We start from the raw sequence: 17,443 nt of genomic DNA, 5'->3' as shown, positions 1-17,443 counted from the left end.
GCACCGTGCAATTGCACATAGGCCCGAGATCACCCGCCAATGAAGACGAGGACACCAAGTGAAGAGTCAGCACTCGATACCCGAATCTCTTGCCAGAGTGCTGCCCGCGCACATAGGTGTTGACGGGTCGGGAGCGCTTACGATCGGTGGGTGCTCGGTGCCTGAACTTACGGCCGAGCACGGGAGCCCGCTCTTTATCTTCGACGAACAAAACCTGCGCGAGACGATGCGCCGATACCGCGACGGTCTCGCCGAGCGCTGGCCGAACTCGCGCGTGTGCTTCGCCTCAAAGTCGCTCCCCATCATTGCCGCGTACGCGATTGCGCAGGCGGAAGGCATCTCGGTCGACGTCGCGGGCGAGGGCGAGTTGCAACTTGCCCTCGAAGCGGGGGTGGATCCCTCGCGCATCGTGCTCCACGGAAACGCAAAGAGCGCCGCAGAGATCGAACTCGCGCGCTCTATGGGTGTGGGCCTCATCGTCGTAGACAACGAGACAGACATCGAAATGATCGCGGCGTACGGTGGGCCGCGCCAGGATGTACTAATCCGCATTCTGCCCGGCATCGAGACCGACACACACCCGTCGATTCAGACCGGTGGTGCCGGGTCAAAGTTCGGCCTTCCCTTTGATGAGGCACTGCAGCTCATTGAGCAGCTCAATGGTCACCCAAACGTGCGTGTGCGCGGAGTTCACGTGCACATCGGGTCGCAGATTCTCGACATCGACCCGTTTGTCGAGGCGCTCGGCATCATTGCGAACGCAGGCGAGTTCGACATCTACAACGTCGGTGGCGGGCTCGGCGTGAACTACTCAGACGACGACGTTGCACCCGAGATCGAGGACTACCTCGATGCTGTGTGCGGGGCCGCCGCCAAGGTGCTGCCTGAGGGGGCACAGCTGCTCGTGGAGCCAGGTCGTTCGCTCGTCGCGCGAAGCGGGGTCACCGCGTACCGGGTGCGCAATATCAAGCGCTCACATGCGACGTTTGTCGCCGTCGACGGCGGCATGTCCGAGCAGATGAATATTGCTTTGACTGACGATCAATACACCGCGGTTGTGGCGGATCGCGTCACCGACCCACCCTCAACGACGGCCCAGCTCGTGGGCCGCCAGTGCGAATCTGGTGACTTGCTGGTGGATCAGGCCAAGTTGCAGGACCCGAAGCAGGGTGACACCATCGTGATCGCGGGAACCGGAGCGTATGGCTATACCTTCGTGAACAACTACAACGGAGCGCTGCATCCGGCCGTGGTGTTCTGCCGAGACGGAGTGGCAAACCTTGCGGTTCGTCGGCAGACCATGACTGAGTACCTCGCGCCACACGAACCTGCGCTCGAGATTGATTGGAGCGCGCCCTAGCCCGATCCATACCCACAAACCAAGCCACACACGAAACGAAGAAGTTTCTCACCGAAAGGAACAGTATGTTCAAGAAGAATCGAATCCCACACGTCTTGGCGCTCACCGCGGCCGCCGCGCTCGCGCTCTCAGCCTGCAGTGCCGGAGGCAGCGAGGCGGAGGGGGCTGACACTGGCGATGTGGAGACCTCCGATTCAAGCCAGGCTGGCCTCAGCCTGCAGCAGACGACCGATTTCTCGACCGAGGTCGACGAGGCCGCTGCAGCGATGCTTCCGGGCGACGTTACCGATCGCGGCGCCGTTCGCGTCGCGATGGGTGTTCCCTACCCACCGTTCGTCGCGGTGAACGAAACCGACGATCTTGTCGGTCTCGACGTCGACATGGCCATCGCGCTCGGCCAGAAGCTCGGCATCGACTTCACGGTGCAACACCAGCCGTTCGAATCAGTGATTCCGTCACTGCAGTCAGACCGTCACGACCTCATCATGATGGGAATGAACGATTCGAAGGAGCGCCAAGGCACCCTGAACTTCATCGAGGAGATCAACGCCGGATTTGCGATTGTGGTGGAGAAGGGCAACCCCGAGGGCATAACAACGCTCACAGATTTGTGCGGCCTGAGTGCGTCGACGCAGAAGTCAACCGTTCAGGCCGAGCTGCTCTACGAACTCTCTGACGAGTGCGAGGCAGACGGCAAACAAGGCATCGACGTGCAGGCGCTGCCGGTAGCGCAGGACTCGCAGACCGCCGTGCGCGCTGGACGTGCGCAAGCCTATATCGTTGACGCTCCGGTCGCCGCCTACACAGCTCAAACCGCTGGTGACGGAGAGTACTTCGAGCTCGTGCAGGATCCCGAAAACCCACAGGGATTCAACCCCGTCTACAGCGGATTCGGACTGCTCAAGGAGCGCACCGAACTCACTGACGCACTGCAGGCCGCAATGCAGTCGCTCATCGACGAGGGCATCTACCAGTCAATTCTTGACGAGCACGGCATGGGCTCACTCGCAATTGAATCGGCTCTCGTGAATGCCGCAACAAGCTAAACAAGTAACCAAGTAAGGCACTCACTATGGCAACGAAGGTAGCCACGGCCGCGCCGAGCCGGGAGTTCGACAACGTCGTTCACCCGCTTCGGCGCCCCGGCCGTTGGGTCAGCACCGTCGTGATTCTGTTTCTGTTGGTGGCGTTCGTGCAAGCGATCGCCACCAACAAGAACATCGACTTTCCGACCATCGGCGAGTTCATGTTTCACGAGCGCATCCTCTCAGGTGTGCAACTCACTCTGGTGATCACCGTGATCTCGATGGTGGCGGCCGCGATTCTCGCCGTCATCATCGCCTCGATGCGCATGTCAGGAAACCCGGTACTTGTCGCGGTCGCGGCGATCTACGTGTGGGCATTCCGCGGCACGCCACTGCTCGTGCAGATCGTGATCTGGGGGTACTTCGGGCTGATCTTCGACAAGATCACGCTGGGTATCCCGTTCACCGACATCGTGTTCTGGCAGGCCGACACCAACACCCTGCTCACAGCGCTGGTCGCGGGCATTATTGCGCTGACACTCAATGAGGCGGCGTATTCGTCAGAGATCGTGCGATCCGGAATGCTCTCTGTCGACGAGGGGCAACGAGAAGCCGCAGCCTCGCTCGGCATGAGCCCCGCCTACTGCTTCATGCGGGTGCTCCTGCCACAGGCCATGCGCGTGATCATTCCGCCCATGGGCAACCAGCTGATCTCGATGATTAAGAACACCTCGCTGCTCTCGCTCATCGCGGTGCTCGAGCTCTACACTCAGGCGACCCAGATCTCGGCGCAGAACCTGCGCCAGGTCGAGCTACTCATTGTCGTGAGTATTTGGTATCTCGCGATCGTGTCTGTGCTGTCTGTTCCGCAGCACTATCTCGAACGGTACTTCGGGCGAGGAAGCACGAAGAACCAGCCGCAGACACTCATGGAGAAGGCCCGCGAATACACCGGGTCAATTCAGGTGCAGCGCGCGCACAAGCGTAAGCGAAGGGGAAACTGATGAGTGACCAGGTGCTTGACCGGGTGAATGACCAGGTGCTCGACGATACGTCGCTCGTGCGGTTGCGTGGCGTGCGCAAGCGGTTTGGGCCGCTCGAAGTGCTCAAAGGCATCGACATGGATGTGCGCGAGGGCGAAGTGACGTGCCTGCTCGGGCCCTCTGGGTCTGGGAAATCGACGCTGCTTCGATGCATCAACCACCTCGAGTCGATCAACGGTGGCAAGATCTACGTCGACGGAGAGCTCGTCGGCTACCGCGAGAAGAACGGTGAACTCTATGAGATGCACCCTCGGGCGGTTGCGAAGCAGCGCCGCAAGATCGGCATGGTGTTTCAGCGGTTCAACCTCTTTCCGCACAAGACCTCAATCGAGAACATCATGGAGGCGCCTCTCGGTGTCGCGCGACGCCCACGTGCTGAGGTGCGCAAGGAAGCGTTCGAACTGCTCGAGAAAGTCGGGCTCAGCGAGTGGGCGAATCACTACCCCGCCCAGCTCTCTGGTGGGCAGCAGCAGCGGATCGCGATCGCTCGCGCGCTCGCAATGAAACCGAAGATCATGCTGTTCGATGAACCGACGAGTGCGCTCGACCCTGAACTCGTCGGTGACGTGCTCGAGGTCATGCGTGACCTGGCTCAGGCCGGGACCACGATGGTTGTGGTGACGCACGAGATCGGATTCGCGCGGAGCGCAGCCGACACGGTCGTGTTCATGGATGACGGCGTCGTCGTCGAATCCGGTAGCCCCGACGATGTCTTCGACAACCCCCAGAGTGATCGCACGAAGGGGTTCCTCGACAGCGTGCTGTAGGTGGCTGCCGCGTGCGCTTCGCGCACTTGCATTGAGGCGGAGTGGGGTGGCAGCCTCCGGTGGGTGCTCAGTGGTAGTTGCCGGGCGCCTAGCGGAAGATGATGGTGCGGTCGCCGTCGGCGAGGACTCGGTTCTCGGCGAACCAGTTCACCGCGTGCCTGAGCACGCGGGCCTCAATGTCTTGCCCCAGCTGTACGAGTTCGCGAGGGGTGTAGGCATGATCCACCCGAGTGGTGTCTTGCTCGATAATCGGGCCCTCATCGAGGTCAGTGGTGACAAAGTGTGCGGTCGCACCAATCAGCTTGACGCCACGCTCATGGGCCTGCTTGTAGGGGTTCGCACCCTTAAACCCGGGCAAGAATGAGTGGTGAATGTTGATCGCCTTACCCTCGAGTGCCTCGCACAGTTCGGGGGAGAGGATCTGCATGTAGCGGGCGAGCACCACGAGCTCGATGTCGTGCTGCTCGACAGCCTCGAGTACGCGCGCTTCGAACGCAGCCTTCTCTTCGGCGCCGGTTACGGGCTTGTATTCGAATGGCACCCCATAGAACTCGGCGATGTCGCGCACGGTCTCGTGGTTTGAGAGCACGAGCGGAACCTCGATCGGAAGCTGACCCGCACGGCGGCGGTAGAGCAGGTCGTTCACGCAGTGAGTCGCGGTCGACGCGAGAATCAGGGTGCGCACAGGGCGACCGACGCGGTCAAGCCGCCAGTTCATGTCGTAGCGTTCGGTCACCGGGGCGAGCGATTCGCGGAACCGCGCTTCGAAGTTCTCGGGGGTAGTTGCAGTGCCCGTGACGCTGTCGGAGTTTTGGCCTACAGATGCCGATCCACTGGGAACGTTCGCAATCTCAACTTGGAGCCTCATGAAGAAGCGGCCGGTGTCGGCCGATGCGAACTGCTGGCTCTCAGCGATGTTGCCACCCGCGGCCACGATCGCACCGCTGATCGCGTGCACGATGCCGGGCCCGTCGATGCAGCTGAGGGTGAGCACCCACTGAGTGTTGTCGTTCGTCACAGTCGTATTCACAACTCTCAAGGGTAGTGGATCAGCCGACGGACCGGCGGGCCCGGGTCTCAGTTGTGCCAGCGAGTCAATTACCTAGTGGATCTGTCACCTTGAAAATGCCGTGCGCGCCGCGTTCGGCGTCAATCATGAAGTGAGAGACGAAGGGGTAGTGGCCCGCCTCGGGGAAGGTGAGTTCGACGAAGCCTCCCTGCGCGGGGAAGAGCCCGAGCGCCTGCGACCCGGTGCCCTCGACTCGGTTGATGAGGTAGCGACCCTCTGCCCAGACGGTGTCGAACTGGCCGCCGATGACATGGAAGCTCGAGGACCGCTCGATGCCCGCGTCGAGCACCCAGACGCGCACCCGTTCACCGACGACGGCGTCGAGCGGCGCGTGATCGTACTGGTTCGCGTAACCATTGAAGACAACGAGGTCTGGGTTGCGTGCTGCGATCTTGTCGACATCAACCTCGCCCCCGTCGTGATCTCCGAGATAGTACTCGCCCTGCACGAGCACATAGCTGCGATCGACGGGTGGGAGATCGGGATCCTCGATGACGACGCCACCGTACATGCCATTTGCGATGTGCGCCGACATCGGCATGGTCGAGCAGTGGTACATCCAGATGCCGGAACGTGTCGCGGTGAAGGTATAGGTGAGCGACTCTCCCGGAGCGATCGTGCGCATGGGCTCGTCGGGAGCGAGCGCACCCGCGTGGAAATCGATCGAGTGCCCGATCGAGGCGTCGTTCACGAGTGTGATCTCGAACGTGTCGCCGACGCGGCCGTGAAGTACTGGGCCGGGTGCGGTCTCACCGAACGTCCAGAGTGTCTGAGTCACCCCGGGGGCGACCTCTTGGAGCGTGTCCTGTGCCCTGAGGGTGAGTTCATGCGTCACGGGCCCGGTGTTGGGAGGGAGCGCCGGGAGCACCGCGTCGAACGGGGTGAAGTCTGGGCCAGGATCGGCCATAAGGTTGATCTCGCCACTCGTGTGACCGGCGTGCTCGGATCCACCGCCTGACTCGGAAGCGTCATTGCCCTCGTCGCCTGCCACAGGGTTTCCGCTCACGTCGACGGCAACGACCTCGAATGTCATGCCCATCTGCCGGTGCCCAATTATCGAGCACCAGCCGTCGAGACTCGTGGTGATGACGCCGACGTCGAGAGACTCGGACTCGCCGGGGGCGAGCCGTCCGCCGGTGATGCCGTTCTCGAAGACGAGGTCGTGCGACTGTTCAACGTCGGTGTTCGTCACTTCTATGACGAGCCGGGTGCCGACGGGCACCTCGACACGGTCGGGGGTGAACCGCATGTCTGCGGCCTCGATTTCGACGACCAGCACGGGCGCGTTCGCATCACCCGTCGGCGCCGCACCGGTCTGCAACCCGACAGGGTCGGCCGCAACGCTCACAACGACGGTGAGCACGACCGCGAGCAAACCCGCAACAGCTTGCCCCGCTCGACGCCCGCGCGGCTGCTCGCCCTCCGGCACGATCGGGCCGCGCGATGGTTCCTCGAGCCGCGCCCCCGCCGCCTTCGCGCGACGCTGAGCCCGCATCGCACCCACCATGATGACGAGGAATGAAGCAATCGCGATGAGGTAGAGCATCGAGGCGGCGACGCGCGTGATGCTCGACACCGGCAGGGCGCACACAGCGAGGGCAGAGTTCGCGGTCGCGACGCGGAGCACGCCGAGCCGGTCGAACGCTGCGGTGCCCACGCGAACGGGAGTCGGGCCACCGCCGAGCACGACGGGAACGAGGTAGCTCAGCGCGCCGACGAGCACCTGCGCGGCGAAGCCCGCCGCAAGGTACGGAGCGATCGACCTGATGTGCGTCGCGACGCCCGCAAACTCAGCCTCCTGGACGAGCGCGACGACCGTGCCAACGAGCGCGTACACGACACATCCGAACCACCACACGAGCGCGCTCGCCACCGAGAGCGCCGCGAAGCTGTACGGTGCCGCTCGGCGGGCGGCGCGCGCGAGCGACACCCCGATCATGACGAGCCCGGCGACGTAAAGGGCGAGGCCGAGGGCGAGGATCGGGATCCACATGCCTGCTGCGCCAACCGCGGCGACGAGCACACCAATTGCGAGAGCGGGAAGCGCACGTGCCGCCCCGCCTGCCGCGTGTTCGTCGGCGCGGGTGCGGAGCATCGTTGGCCAGAGGGTGACGACCGTGCCTGCGACGGTGAGTCCCACCCAGCCGAGGAGGTTCACGAGCGTGTGCGCGAGCACGAGCGCAGTGGTCGCCTCTCGTGCGATGATCGCGCCGAGCGATGCGCCGACGATGAGGAGCCCGCTCGATGCGATGTAGTAGCGCGTGGTGCGCCCGAACTTGCCGGGCATGCTCTTGCGCGCCCTGCGAACCAGTGACACGGCGTGCCATCCGACCGCGGTGACGAGCGCGGCGGCGCCCGCGACGGTGAGCGCCCACACGCCAGTCGGCACGCCGACAAAGACGAGCACCGCGCCGACGTTCGCGAGCACGAGCCTGATGTTCTGGGTGCGCCGATCGCGCAGCGTCGCGCGGCTGCGGAGCAGGGCGAACGAGAAGTACTGGCTCCACACGAGAATCGCGTGGGTGATCGCGCCGAGCAGAAGCAGGTGGATCATGAGCCAGCGAGCCATCGGAATCTGCCGGTGGAAGAGCACTGCGACGACCGTGAGGATCAGCCAGACCGCAGTCGGTAGGTCGCGCATTGGCCAGAAGCCACGGGGTGCGGCGGAGTCAGGATCGGGAGCCTGGCCGGCTCCTGCGTTCGGTTTGCCCGAGTTGCTCGAGTAGGAAAGCAGGCTCATGCGCGATTGCCTTTCCGGGGTTTGCCGACCACCGCGCTGCCGACAGCGGTGAGTACGAAGAGTAATAGTGCCGCGACGCCGAGGTACCCGCCCAGGTGCCAGGCCTCGCGTACCCCAAACGCGTTGCCGATTCCCAGGCGCACAATGAGCGCGACCTGCAGCAGCATCGCGGGAACCCAGAACAGTCCCCGGTACGGGAGGTTGATCGCGAGCACCGCAGGGAGGATCGTAGTTGCGTGCGCCATGATCATCGAGAACGTGTACCCGAGGAACACGGCGTGCGCGATGGAGTCGTAGAACGGCTGCTCATTGGGGAACCCGAAGAGCAGCAGCGCCCCCGCGACCGCGAGCCACACGTAGCCCGCGAGAATGCACGCGGCCATGTACCTCGTGACACCGGTCGTCCGAATCGTGCGGCGCGCGATGTCGTGCTTTGCGAGCCACGCGACGAGCGAGAGCAGCACCACGCCGAGGGCGATTGCGCCAGCGTCTTCGAAGACGATCCCGATCATGAGAGCCGCAGTGAGCGCCCAGGCGTGGAGGAGCAGCCGCGATCCGGCGTTTGGCCCCATCGTAATTCTGCCGAGCTCGACCCGCTCTGCGGCAATGGTGAGCACGAGAAACCCGATGAGCCAGGGAACGATGCGGCTGAAGGGGGCGTCGCCGATCCACAATATTGCGCCCGCGAGGGCGAGCCCGGTGCCGAGCAATTGGGTGAGCGTCGAAGCGTCGTACTGGCGCCGCCAGAGTGGAATGTAGAGCGCGGTGAACGCCGCGAGGCCCGCTGCGACGACGCACTTTGCGGCGACGAGCGGCACCGGGTCGGTCACGAGCAGAATCGCGCCGAGCCCGAGAATCGCGGGTGCGATGAAGCCGTACCACCTGCCGAGCGCGGTCGCCCGCTCGAGCGAAACGAGGGTTGCGACGAAACCGAGAATGAGCAGGGCGCCGTGCACCTCAGGGAGGCGGCGGGTCGTGATCGGCGCGGGGAGGCCCATGAGCAGGAGCCCCGCGTCGAGGCCGCCGAGCAGGGCGAGGCCGGCGGGGAGCATCCAGAGCAGGCGTTTCGAGGGGAGCTTGCGTTTTGGCGCGCCCGAGTCTCGAGTAGGGCCAGGCGAGCTCGGTGCCGGCGCGGCCGGTGTGCTCGAGGTGCCGGGTGCTTGCGCGGCGCGCTCAGTGGATCGGCTCATGAGGCGAACTTCAGGTGAATCTGGCAACTGTCAGGCGTCACAAATGGCAGCAGGCTCGAGGCGGGGACTGCTTCGTTACCTGCCGACCGCGAGATGCCCGCGATCATCCCCGCGTGCACCGCGCACACGATGTCGGCGCGCTTCGCCGCCGCGGCGAGCAGCGGGCAGCGGGTGAGCACGATGTCGCCGTCGTCGGTCTCTTCGGGCGCGAAACCCTGCTCGCGCATGACGCTGAGCACTGCCTCGCGGGCGGATCGCGTGCCGCCAATGCCCTCAGCAAGCTTCGCGCCCCAGCGCTCACCTGCCTCGCGGGCGAGTGCGGCACCATCGTCGCCGGTCTCGGCGAGCGCGTCGGCGAGCGTCGCAGCGAGCCCCGCATACGGCCCGAGCTCTTCGGGTGCGACGGCGCTCCAGGTGACGGTCGGGCGACCGCGACCGCGACCCGTTTCGGGGAGCGGATCCACACTCTGCGCGCCCGATTCGCGCCGAGCGTACCCATCGGCCTCGAGTCGCGTGAGGTGCCCGCGCACCGTGTTTTCGTGCAGCCCGGTGGATCGCGAAAGCGCACTCACCGTCGCCGATCCACCGAGTTCGAGCGCGCGAAGGATGCGCTCTCGGCTGGCCGAGTGCTGCCGATCCTTCGCCGTTCGACGGGGGACATCTGGTCCCGCGTTCTCTGAAAACTTATCCACGGGATTAATTGTAGTAAAATTACGAGCGATCGACATTCGTTTCAGATCAACACTCGTGATTCAAAGGAGCGCACATGGCCCACATCGACATTCACCGTTCGCGTGAAGAAGCGGTAGATCAAACAACAACCGGTGGCTGTGCGTGCGGTGAACACGACGAGGGGCTGCCCGAGCTCGACGTGCAGACGATTCCCCATGCGATCCGCCACGCATCGATCTTCGGTGCGATCGAGTCGCTCTTGCTCGATGCGGGCATGATTATTTCGGCGACGCACAATCCGCTGCCGCTGCTGCAGCAGCTCGCAGATCGGCACGGTGACGCCTACAACACGAAGTACCTCGACGAGGGGCCTGAGCGCTGGCGCATTCTGATTCGCCGGGTCGCGTGAGCGCCGTGAGTGGCGCGGGTGACGTGAACGGTAGATCGGTGAACGGCCCGAAGCCGTTCACCCTCGCCGCGGCAAACCTCGATGACCTGCTCGCTGCGGCGCCGGTCTCAGGCGAGAAGTTTCAGATCAAGCGCATCTTTCAGGGCACTGGGGTGCGCATGATCCGCCTCACGTTTGCCGCGGGGCAGACCATGCGCGAGCACTCGACGAACGCGCCCCTCGTAGTGCAGGTGCTTGAGGGCACGGTCGCGTTCCGCATCGCAGGCGAGGAACTCACGTTGCCTGCGGGCGCGATCCTGCACGTCGAACCGAGCGAGCTTCACGAGCTCGAGGCCGTGACCGACGCCCACCTGCTGCTCACGCTGGCGGTCTAGCTTACGCCTCGTACACGACTTCGCCGGCGAGCACCGTCGCTACGTTGGTGGTGCGGTAAATGTCGGCGGGGTCGGCGGTGAATGGATCGCGATCCGCAATTGCGAGATCGCACGCCTCGCCCACCTCAAGCACGCCACCCGGAATGCCGATGAGCTCGTGCGACCCGCGCGTGTACGCGGTGAGCATCGACTCGAGCGACAGTGCCTCCTCGGGGAGCAACTGCGGTAAGTCGGTGACGCCGGGGGTACGACGGTTCACTGCGACGTGGATCGCCTGCCACGGATCCGGCGTCGACACCGGCCAGTCGGAACCACAGGCGAGCGTCGTGCCGGCCTTCTCGAGCGAGCGGAACAGGTACTGCCACTTCATGCGCTCGTCGCCCATGATCGGAACGGTGAGGTCGAGCATCTGAGCGTCGTAACTCGCCCAGAGCGCCTGCATGTTAGCGGTCACGTTGAGTGGGGCAAACCGGCCCACATCTTCTGGGTTCACTACCTGAATGTGGGCGATGTGGTTGCGCATCTTCGCGCGGGTCTCGGCGGGCACCTGCTCAACCGCGTCGAGCGCATAGCGGGCGGCACGGTCGCCGATCGTGTGGAAGTGAACATTGAACCCGCGCTCGTTGAGCAGCGGCACGACCTCGAGCAGCTCTTCGCGGCTGAAATAGGCGAGGCCGGTGTTGCCCTCGCCCGATCCACTGTCACCGCAGGTGCACGCCTTGAGGTAGGGCTCTTCCATCGCGGCGGTCTCGTTCTCGGCAACGCCATCGACCATGATCTTCGCAGTGTTGATGGTGAGGCCCCGCCCGCCGAACTCCTCGCGGCGTCGCTCGAGATCGGCGACAAACTCGGGAATGGTCATGCCTTCAAACCCGCGTGACACCCAGAGTGCACCGGTGACCCGGCCCTGAATCTCACCCTCGTCGATGAGGCGGCGGAACATGGGGGTGAAATCTTCATACCCGAGGAAGTCGCCGAGAATGGCCTCCTGCCAGCCGGTCACGCCGAAGCTGAAGAGGTACTTCTCGCCAGCGATCTGGCCCGCTCGAATCTCTTCGTCGGTGACCTCAGGAAGCACGCGGCCCACGAGGTCGGCCGCGCCCTCTTGGAGCGTGCCCATCGGATTGCCGTCGGCATCGCGCTCAATGCGCCCGTCTTCGGGATCAGGCGTGTCAGCAGTGATGCCAGCAGCTTCGAGTGCGAGCGAGTTCGCCCACGCGCCGTGGTGGTCGGCATTGATGAGGTACGCGGGCCGGTCTGGTACGAGCTCGTCGAGGGCTTCCTTGGTCGGCTTGCCACCCGGGAACTGCGGCATGCGCCAGCCGCCCCCGAGGATCCACTCGGCATCTGGATTCGCGGCAGCGTACGCCTTGATCTCGGCATACACCTCTTCGGCGGAGGTGCACTCGGTAAGGTCGCAGCGAAGCTGCTCGATGCCGCCCTGCGTCATGTGCACGTGGGAGTCGACGAAGCTCGGCGTAACGAGCCCGCCGCCCGCATCGATGACCCGCGCCGCGTCGTAGGCGTCGCGCAGCTCGTCGCCGCCGAGCGCGACGATTGCGCCATCCTTAGCGACGAGCACACTGTGCGGAAGGTACGAGCCGTCAGACCACAGCTTCGCTGAGTGAATGAGGAGGTCGGCGGGGGTGGGGACTGCGGTGTCGTTCACGCTGGGTGCCTTTCAAGAGGTGGATCGGAATGTGTGGGAAAGAATGTGTGGGCTGAGTCTCGAGTGGATCGGGGCTTAGGGGGAGTCGAAGTTGTTGCGATACATATCGATGTGGCGACCGAGAAGCGCCATGAACGTCGTCTCAGCGCTCGCCGCCTGGTCGGTGCGTTCTTTAGTAACCTCGGCGAGCAGCGGTGCGCCATGGTTTGCGATATATGCCGGATCGAGCATGAGGTCTTCCGCGTTCCACTCGTAGGCGAAGCCGAGTGCCAGATGCTCGAGGCCGAGCATCGCCTCGAACGCCTTCGATGGGTCCCAGCCGTGGTCGACCATGGAGCGCAAGAACGTCTCGTACATTTCGAGCGTCAGGCCGTCGCGCACGGGGGTCGTTGACAGCACCTGGATCGTATTCGGGTGTCGTGCGAAGGCGCGGTAGTAACCAATTCCAAAGGTTCTGAACGCATCTTCCCACGGCATGTCGACGATAGCGGGGTCGTGGAACTCACGAACCACGAGGATGCGCACGAGGTCGATGAGGCTGTGCTGCCCATCGATGTGGTGATAGAGCGAGGGGGATCGCACGCCGAGTCTCGAGGCCAGCAGCTTCATCGTGCAAGCGGCCCAGCCGAGCTCGTCGATGATCGCGAGCGCTTCTTTGGCGATCGCCTCTTCGGTGAGTGCGGGGCGTGATGGGCGGCCGGGACGCCGCGGGGCCGTGTCTGCAGCGATGGCAGCGGCCGTGGTGCCGGTGATGCCGGTGGCGTCGGCGGCGTTGCCCTGCTTGGTCTGCACCCCGCACCTCCCCTCGCAACGTTGCGTAAATGTTTCTAAAGTTTCAATTTGATAACTCACGGCAAAGCCGAAGTCCCGACTCTTGCGCTATTAATCTAACCCTATTAGGTTTAGCTTTCACAAGAGCTTGCATCGGCGCAAGTTCGGGTTTTCAGGAAGCAGGCCATTGCATGACCACGCCCATCCCGACAATCAGCGGGCATGATCGGATCAACCCGGCGGATTCACCCTCGACGAAACTCACGATCAGTGGCGCACGTAAAACGTTTGTCACCCCCGAGAAAACGCATGTGAACGCGATCGACGACGTGTCGTTTTCGATCAACCAGGGTGAATTCTTCGTGATGCTCGGCCCTTCGGGCTGCGGTAAGACCACTCTACTTCGCACGATCGCGGGCCTCGACTCGCTTGACGAGGGCGAGATCCACCTCGGCAAACAGCGCATCGACAACCTCGCACCTCACGCGCGCCCGGTCAACACTGTGTTTCAGTCGTACGCACTGTTCCCGCACCTCACGGTCGCAGAGAACATTGCGTTCGGGCTCGAAATGGAGCGGCGCCCGAAGCAAGAAGTGCACCAGCGGGTGCAGGAGATGCTGGAACTCGTGCAGCTGCAAGAAATGGCGAACCGCAAGCCTGCGCAACTCTCTGGTGGTCAGCAGCAACGCGTCGCACTCGCGCGCTCACTCGCGAAGCAGCCGCAGGTACTGCTGCTTGATGAGCCGCTCGCGGCGCTCGACTTGAAGCTGCGCCGCGGCATGCAGTCCGAGCTCAAGCGCCTGCAGCGCACCACGGGCATCACCTTCGTATTTGTCACCCACGACCAGGAGGAAGCACTGAGTATGGGTGACCGCATCGCCGTGTTCAACCAGGGTCGCCCTGAGCAGATCGGCACTCCTGAGGAGATCTACGAGAAGCCGTCGAGCCGGTTCGTCGCCGACTTTATCGGTGAGACGAACTTCGTCGAAGCGCAGGTCGAGCGCCAGGCTGGAGCAGTCGGTGCAGAGCGCGCCGAGAATGCCGAGGGCGAGCGCCTCGTGGTCACGCTTCCCGGTGGCGATCCAGTCACCCTCACGAAGACCGTGCCCACGCCGGGTGACCGGGTGACGCTCACGATCCGCCCCGAGCGCATTCGACTCACCCCGGGCGGCGTGCACTTCGCGACCGGTGAGATTTCGCGCCTCGTCTACATGGGCACCGACCTGCGGTGCACTGTGACCCTGAGTGACGGCACCGAGCTCGCGCTGCGGGTGCCGCCCCCGTTCGACGAGGGGTACCGCCCGGGCTCTGAGGTCAAACTTTACGCCGATGCTGAGTCGCTCAGGCCACTCGCCCCAGAGGCACAAGCATGACCACCGAACTGAACCGTGCAGATCTGAATCGCACCGACCCAGACCGCACCGGCGTCAACATGGTGCCGGTGACCAGGCCCAGAAAGAGCCTGCGCACACCGGGTTCGTTCCCGTGGTTCGCAGTCATTCCCGCGCTCATCGTCGCGGCGCTCTTCACGATTGGCCCGCTTGTGGTCATCGTCATCTTCTCGTTCATGTCACGTCCGCCACAAGGCGGCGGCGTGATCTACGAGTTCACGCTCGAGCCGTATGTGAACTTTCTGTTCCAGTCAGACTTTTTAGGTAACGTCGCGTTCGATTCGCGTTATCTCGAGGTGTTTGGCACGTCTCTGTTCCAAGCCACCGTCACCACGGTCGTGTGCCTCCTGCTGTCGTTCCCTATCGCGTTGTGGATCGCGACGAGGCCCGAGAAGATTCAAAACGTGCTTGTGCTGCTCATTACGATTCCGTTCTGGACGAACCTCCTCGTGCGCACCTACGCCTGGATGCTCATTCTTAACGACAACGGCATCGTAAACAATGCATTCGCGGCGCTCGGGCTGCCGAAGATGGAACTGCTGTACACGCCGCTCGCGTCGCAGCTCGGTCTGATTTACACGTTCCTCCCGTTCATGGTGCTTCCGATGTACTCGGCGCTCGCGGGCTTCGATTTCAGGCTCGCCGAGGCGGCCTACGATCTCGGCGCGAAGAAGACCACGGTTGTGCGGCGGATCATCCTCCCGTTCGCCACCCCCGGCATTGTGTCGGGAATCCTGCTTGTCTTCATGCCGGCCTTCGGCTCGTATGTGCAGCCCGTGCTGCTCGGTGGCGGCAAGGTGCTCCTCATCGGTAACCTCATCGCCTCGCAGTTTGGCGACTCGCGCAACTGGCCGTTTGGTGCTGCGCTTTCGGTGATCATCCTCATCATGCTCATGATCGCGCTCATCTTCATCGCGTTCTATTCGAAGAAATCTGGCAAGAAGGTGGAGATCTCGCTATGACCATGAAAAAGCCTTCACGGGTGCTCCGCCTGCGCGACTTCCCGGGCATCGGGCCGATCGCGATCTTCGGCATCGTCTTCCTCTACATTCCCATCATCATCACCACGATCTACGCGTTCAATGACGGCGATTCGGCCCTAATCTGGCGCGGGTTCAGCGTGCGCTGGTTCGGCGAGGTCGCGCAAAACGCGAACCTGCTGAGCGCGGTGTGGGTGTCGCTGCAGATCGCGGTCGTAGCGACGACGGGCGCGACGATCTTTGCGATCCTGTTCGCCCTCGCAGTGGATCGCCTGCGTTCCAAATTCAGTGGTCTCACGACGGCGATCCTCACCGCCCCACTCGTGATCCCGGAGATCGTGCTCGCGGTCGCAACACTCGGGTTCATTCGCATGATCGGCCTCACGCCCGGAATGCTCGCGTTGATACTCGCGCACACCTCGTTCTGTATTCCGTTCGCACTCATGCCAGTGAGGGCGAGGCTCAAGGGTCTCGGCACGGACTACTTCGAGGCCGCGACCGATCTGGGTGCGAGTTCCTGGCAGTTGTTCCGCCGGGTCACGCTGCCGCTGCTCACCCCGGGCATCATCTCGGGCGCAATTCTTGCGTTCGTGATCTCGCTCGACGATTTCATCATCTCGAACTTCCTGTCGGCTGCGGGCGCAACCCCGCTTCCGGTGTTCCTGTTCAGTTTGATCCGACGCGGCGCAAGCCCTGCGGTGAACGTCGTGGCGACGCTCCTGCTCGTGCTCGCGATCGTCGTCACCACCATCACATTCCTGCAATCACAACGAAGGAGTAAGCAGAATGCGTAATACCCGATGGACAAGACGAGCCGCCTCAGTGCTCGCGCTAGGGGCCGCAGGTGCCCTCGCCCTCACCGGCTGCGGCGGGGGAGTCACCGACGGCGGAGGCGAGGTCGCCGACGACACTGCCTCCGGCGAGTACGTAGAAGCAACGAGTGGCGAGGTTAACCTCTACACCTGGAGCGACTACTACCCAGAAGAACTCATCAAGAAGTTCACCGACGACACAGGAATCACGCTCAACGTTGATTACTTTGATTCCAACGAGAGCCTCGAAGCGAAGCTCCGTGCGTCGAACGGTGCGGGCTACGACGTCGTGGTTCCGAGCGACTACATGGTCGAGATCCTCGCGAACGACGGCCTACTGCTGAAGTTCGACTCGTCGACCCTGCCAAACGGCGGCAACATCAAGCCCGAGTTCCTTGATGTCTACTTCGATCAGGACCGCATGTACTCGACCCCGTACCTCTACGGCACGACGTCATTCATGTACGACACCGACGTCATCTCAGAAGACCTCACCTCGTGGGCTGACTACTTCAATCCACCAGAGTCGGCGGGCCGCGTGGGCACGATGAACGACCAGACCGAGGTCATCAACTCGGCACTGCGCGTCACCGGCGGCGAATTCTGCACGACCGAGGGCGCGGAGCTGCAGGCGGCGCAAGATCTGCTGCTCGACTTCAAGCCACGCGTCGGCACGATCAACAGCGACGGCATTCTTGAGCGCCTCGCGAACGGCGAGCAGGCAATGGCGATGATCTGGAACGGCGCTGGCCACCGCGCTGCTCTCGAGCGCCCATCGCTGAAGTACGTGTACCCAGAAGAGGGCATCGCGCTCTGGCAAGACAACTTCACTATCCCGGTTGGGGCAGAGAATGTGGATCAGGCCAAGACATTCCTCAACTGGATGCTCGAACCAGAGAACATGGCCGTTGCGGTCAACTTCCAGGCCTACGCCTCGGGTGTTGCCGGAACCGATGAGCTCATGAGCGACGAGCTGCGCAACAGCCCGGCGATCTCGATCCCTGAGGGCTACGACCTCGCTCTGCCGGTTACCCCGTGCAACAACGAGGAGATGACGAACTACACGAAGATCTTCGAGACCTTCAAGGGTTAGTCACGATCCACTCTTACCCAGGTGAGGGCTGATCAACCCGAGTTGACCCGGCAGTTGTGGCTGTTTCGCGCGAGCTGA

16 protein-coding genes are annotated in these 17,443 nt (G+C 63.3%); 10 read left to right on the top strand and 6 right to left on the bottom strand.

What is annotated here, in order from left to right; all coding sequences use genetic code 11:
- Positions 1-58 precede the first annotated feature (58 nt).
- The 4 genes from lysA (at position 59) to H9L06_RS05735 (ending at position 4,195) form a co-directional block, all read left to right on the top strand.
- Entirely contained in the window at positions 59-1,360 is a 1,302-nt protein-coding gene (gene lysA, locus H9L06_RS05750; protein ID WP_187556235.1) for a diaminopimelate decarboxylase, read from the top strand.
- A 65-nt stretch (positions 1,361-1,425) separates the two neighbouring features.
- Entirely contained in the window at positions 1,426-2,406 is a 981-nt protein-coding gene (locus tag H9L06_RS05745) for an ABC transporter substrate-binding protein (RefSeq protein ID WP_187556234.1), read from the top strand.
- Between the two features lie 26 nt (positions 2,407-2,432).
- Positions 2,433-3,389: an amino acid ABC transporter permease gene (locus H9L06_RS05740; protein ID WP_187556233.1), complete on the top strand. Its 957-nt coding sequence runs from the start codon at positions 2,433-2,435 to the stop codon at positions 3,387-3,389.
- Positions 3,389-4,195 (top strand): amino acid ABC transporter ATP-binding protein, encoded by an 807-nt coding sequence (locus tag H9L06_RS05735; RefSeq protein WP_187556232.1) that lies wholly within the window; start codon positions 3,389-3,391, stop codon positions 4,193-4,195. Before H9L06_RS05740 ends, H9L06_RS05735 begins: the two co-directional genes overlap by 1 nt.
- An 88-nt stretch (positions 4,196-4,283) precedes the next feature.
- Here H9L06_RS05735 and purU read toward each other — a convergent pair whose 3' ends face one another.
- From purU to H9L06_RS05715, 4 genes are all read right to left on the bottom strand, one after another.
- The gene (gene purU, locus H9L06_RS05730; protein WP_246454520.1) at positions 4,284-5,225 is read right to left on the bottom strand and encodes a formyltetrahydrofolate deformylase; all 942 of its coding nucleotides are present in this window, start codon (positions 5,223-5,225) and stop codon (positions 4,284-4,286) included.
- Between the two features lie 64 nt (positions 5,226-5,289).
- Positions 5,290-8,004 carry a multicopper oxidase domain-containing protein gene (locus H9L06_RS05725; protein ID WP_246454519.1) on the bottom strand — a complete coding sequence of 905 codons (2,715 nt, stop codon included), beginning with the start codon at positions 8,002-8,004 and terminating at the stop codon, positions 5,290-5,292.
- On the bottom strand, positions 8,001-9,194 hold the full coding sequence (locus H9L06_RS05720; RefSeq protein WP_187556231.1) for a hypothetical protein: 1,194 nt from the start codon (positions 9,192-9,194) through the stop codon (positions 8,001-8,003). Before H9L06_RS05720 ends, H9L06_RS05725 begins: the two co-directional genes overlap by 4 nt.
- Positions 9,191-9,886, bottom strand: a complete 696-nt coding sequence (locus H9L06_RS05715) for a helix-turn-helix transcriptional regulator (protein WP_187556230.1) — start codon at positions 9,884-9,886, stop codon at positions 9,191-9,193. The genes H9L06_RS05720 and H9L06_RS05715 overlap by 4 nt, the downstream gene beginning before the upstream one ends.
- 74 nt (positions 9,887-9,960) lie before the next feature.
- On the opposite strand from H9L06_RS05715, the gene H9L06_RS05710 reads away from it, so the two are divergent.
- Together H9L06_RS05710 and H9L06_RS05705 are read left to right on the top strand one after the other, a co-directional pair.
- Positions 9,961-10,275 (top strand): DUF2249 domain-containing protein, encoded by a 315-nt coding sequence (locus H9L06_RS05710; protein WP_187556229.1) that lies wholly within the window; start codon positions 9,961-9,963, stop codon positions 10,273-10,275.
- Complete coding sequence (locus H9L06_RS05705) at positions 10,272-10,649, top strand: cupin domain-containing protein (protein ID WP_187556228.1); 378 nt, start codon at positions 10,272-10,274, stop codon at positions 10,647-10,649. Before H9L06_RS05710 ends, H9L06_RS05705 begins: the two co-directional genes overlap by 4 nt.
- A gap of 1 nt (position 10,650) precedes the next feature.
- On the opposite strand, the gene H9L06_RS05700 is transcribed toward H9L06_RS05705, so the two are convergent.
- Positions 10,651-12,318 (bottom strand): amidohydrolase, encoded by a 1,668-nt coding sequence (locus tag H9L06_RS05700; protein WP_187556227.1) that lies wholly within the window; start codon positions 12,316-12,318, stop codon positions 10,651-10,653.
- Positions 12,319-12,393: 75 nt separating this feature from the next.
- Positions 12,394-13,110, bottom strand: coding sequence for a TetR/AcrR family transcriptional regulator C-terminal domain-containing protein (locus H9L06_RS05695; RefSeq protein WP_187556226.1), 717 nt, complete (start codon positions 13,108-13,110; stop codon positions 12,394-12,396).
- Positions 13,111-13,280: 170 nt separating this feature from the next.
- On the opposite strand from H9L06_RS05695, the gene H9L06_RS05690 reads away from it, so the two are divergent.
- Genes H9L06_RS05690 through H9L06_RS05675 form a run of 4 tightly spaced genes read left to right on the top strand, consistent with a single transcriptional unit; the run spans position 13,281 to position 17,365 of the window.
- Entirely contained in the window at positions 13,281-14,462 is a 1,182-nt protein-coding gene (locus H9L06_RS05690) for an ABC transporter ATP-binding protein (RefSeq protein ID WP_187556225.1), read from the top strand.
- The gene (locus H9L06_RS05685) at positions 14,459-15,442 is read left to right on the top strand and encodes an ABC transporter permease (protein WP_187556224.1); all 984 of its coding nucleotides are present in this window, start codon (positions 14,459-14,461) and stop codon (positions 15,440-15,442) included. The genes H9L06_RS05690 and H9L06_RS05685 overlap by 4 nt, the downstream gene beginning before the upstream one ends.
- On the top strand, positions 15,439-16,254 hold the full coding sequence (locus tag H9L06_RS05680; RefSeq protein WP_187556223.1) for an ABC transporter permease: 816 nt from the start codon (positions 15,439-15,441) through the stop codon (positions 16,252-16,254). The genes H9L06_RS05685 and H9L06_RS05680 overlap by 4 nt, the downstream gene beginning before the upstream one ends.
- Complete coding sequence (locus H9L06_RS05675; protein WP_187556222.1) at positions 16,247-17,365, top strand: extracellular solute-binding protein; 1,119 nt, start codon at positions 16,247-16,249, stop codon at positions 17,363-17,365. Before H9L06_RS05680 ends, H9L06_RS05675 begins: the two co-directional genes overlap by 8 nt.
- Positions 17,366-17,443 lie beyond the last annotated feature (78 nt).

Origin of the sequence: Leucobacter denitrificans (genome assembly GCF_014396385.1) — a bacterium.
Lineage (GTDB): Bacteria > Actinomycetota > Actinomycetes > Actinomycetales > Microbacteriaceae > Leucobacter > Leucobacter denitrificans.
The sequence above is the reverse complement of the archived record's forward strand: the minus strand, read 5'-3'. Positions and strand labels throughout refer to the sequence as shown.

What these genes read in the sequence shown, in the direction of transcription:
- H9L06_RS05745 (WP_187556234.1), top strand. Translation starts at nt 1,426, where the DNA reads ATGTTCAAGAAGAATCGAATCCCACACGTCTTGGCGCTCACCGCGGCC.
- H9L06_RS05740 (WP_187556233.1), top strand. Translation starts at nt 2,433, where the DNA reads ATGGCAACGAAGGTAGCCACGGCCGCGCCGAGCCGGGAGTTCGACAAC.
- H9L06_RS05735 (WP_187556232.1), top strand. Translation starts at nt 3,389, where the DNA reads ATGAGTGACCAGGTGCTTGACCGGGTGAATGACCAGGTGCTCGACGAT.
- H9L06_RS05725 (WP_246454519.1), bottom strand. Translation starts at nt 8,004, where the DNA reads ATGAGCCTGCTTTCCTACTCGAGCAACTCGGGCAAACCGAACGCAGGA.
- H9L06_RS05720 (WP_187556231.1), bottom strand. Translation starts at nt 9,194, where the DNA reads ATGAGCCGATCCACTGAGCGCGCCGCGCAAGCACCCGGCACCTCGAGC.
- H9L06_RS05710 (WP_187556229.1), top strand. Translation starts at nt 9,961, where the DNA reads ATGGCCCACATCGACATTCACCGTTCGCGTGAAGAAGCGGTAGATCAA.
- H9L06_RS05690 (WP_187556225.1), top strand. Translation starts at nt 13,281, where the DNA reads ATGACCACGCCCATCCCGACAATCAGCGGGCATGATCGGATCAACCCG.
- H9L06_RS05685 (WP_187556224.1), top strand. Translation starts at nt 14,459, where the DNA reads ATGACCACCGAACTGAACCGTGCAGATCTGAATCGCACCGACCCAGAC.
- H9L06_RS05680 (WP_187556223.1), top strand. Translation starts at nt 15,439, where the DNA reads ATGACCATGAAAAAGCCTTCACGGGTGCTCCGCCTGCGCGACTTCCCG.
- H9L06_RS05675 (WP_187556222.1), top strand. Translation starts at nt 16,247, where the DNA reads ATGCGTAATACCCGATGGACAAGACGAGCCGCCTCAGTGCTCGCGCTA.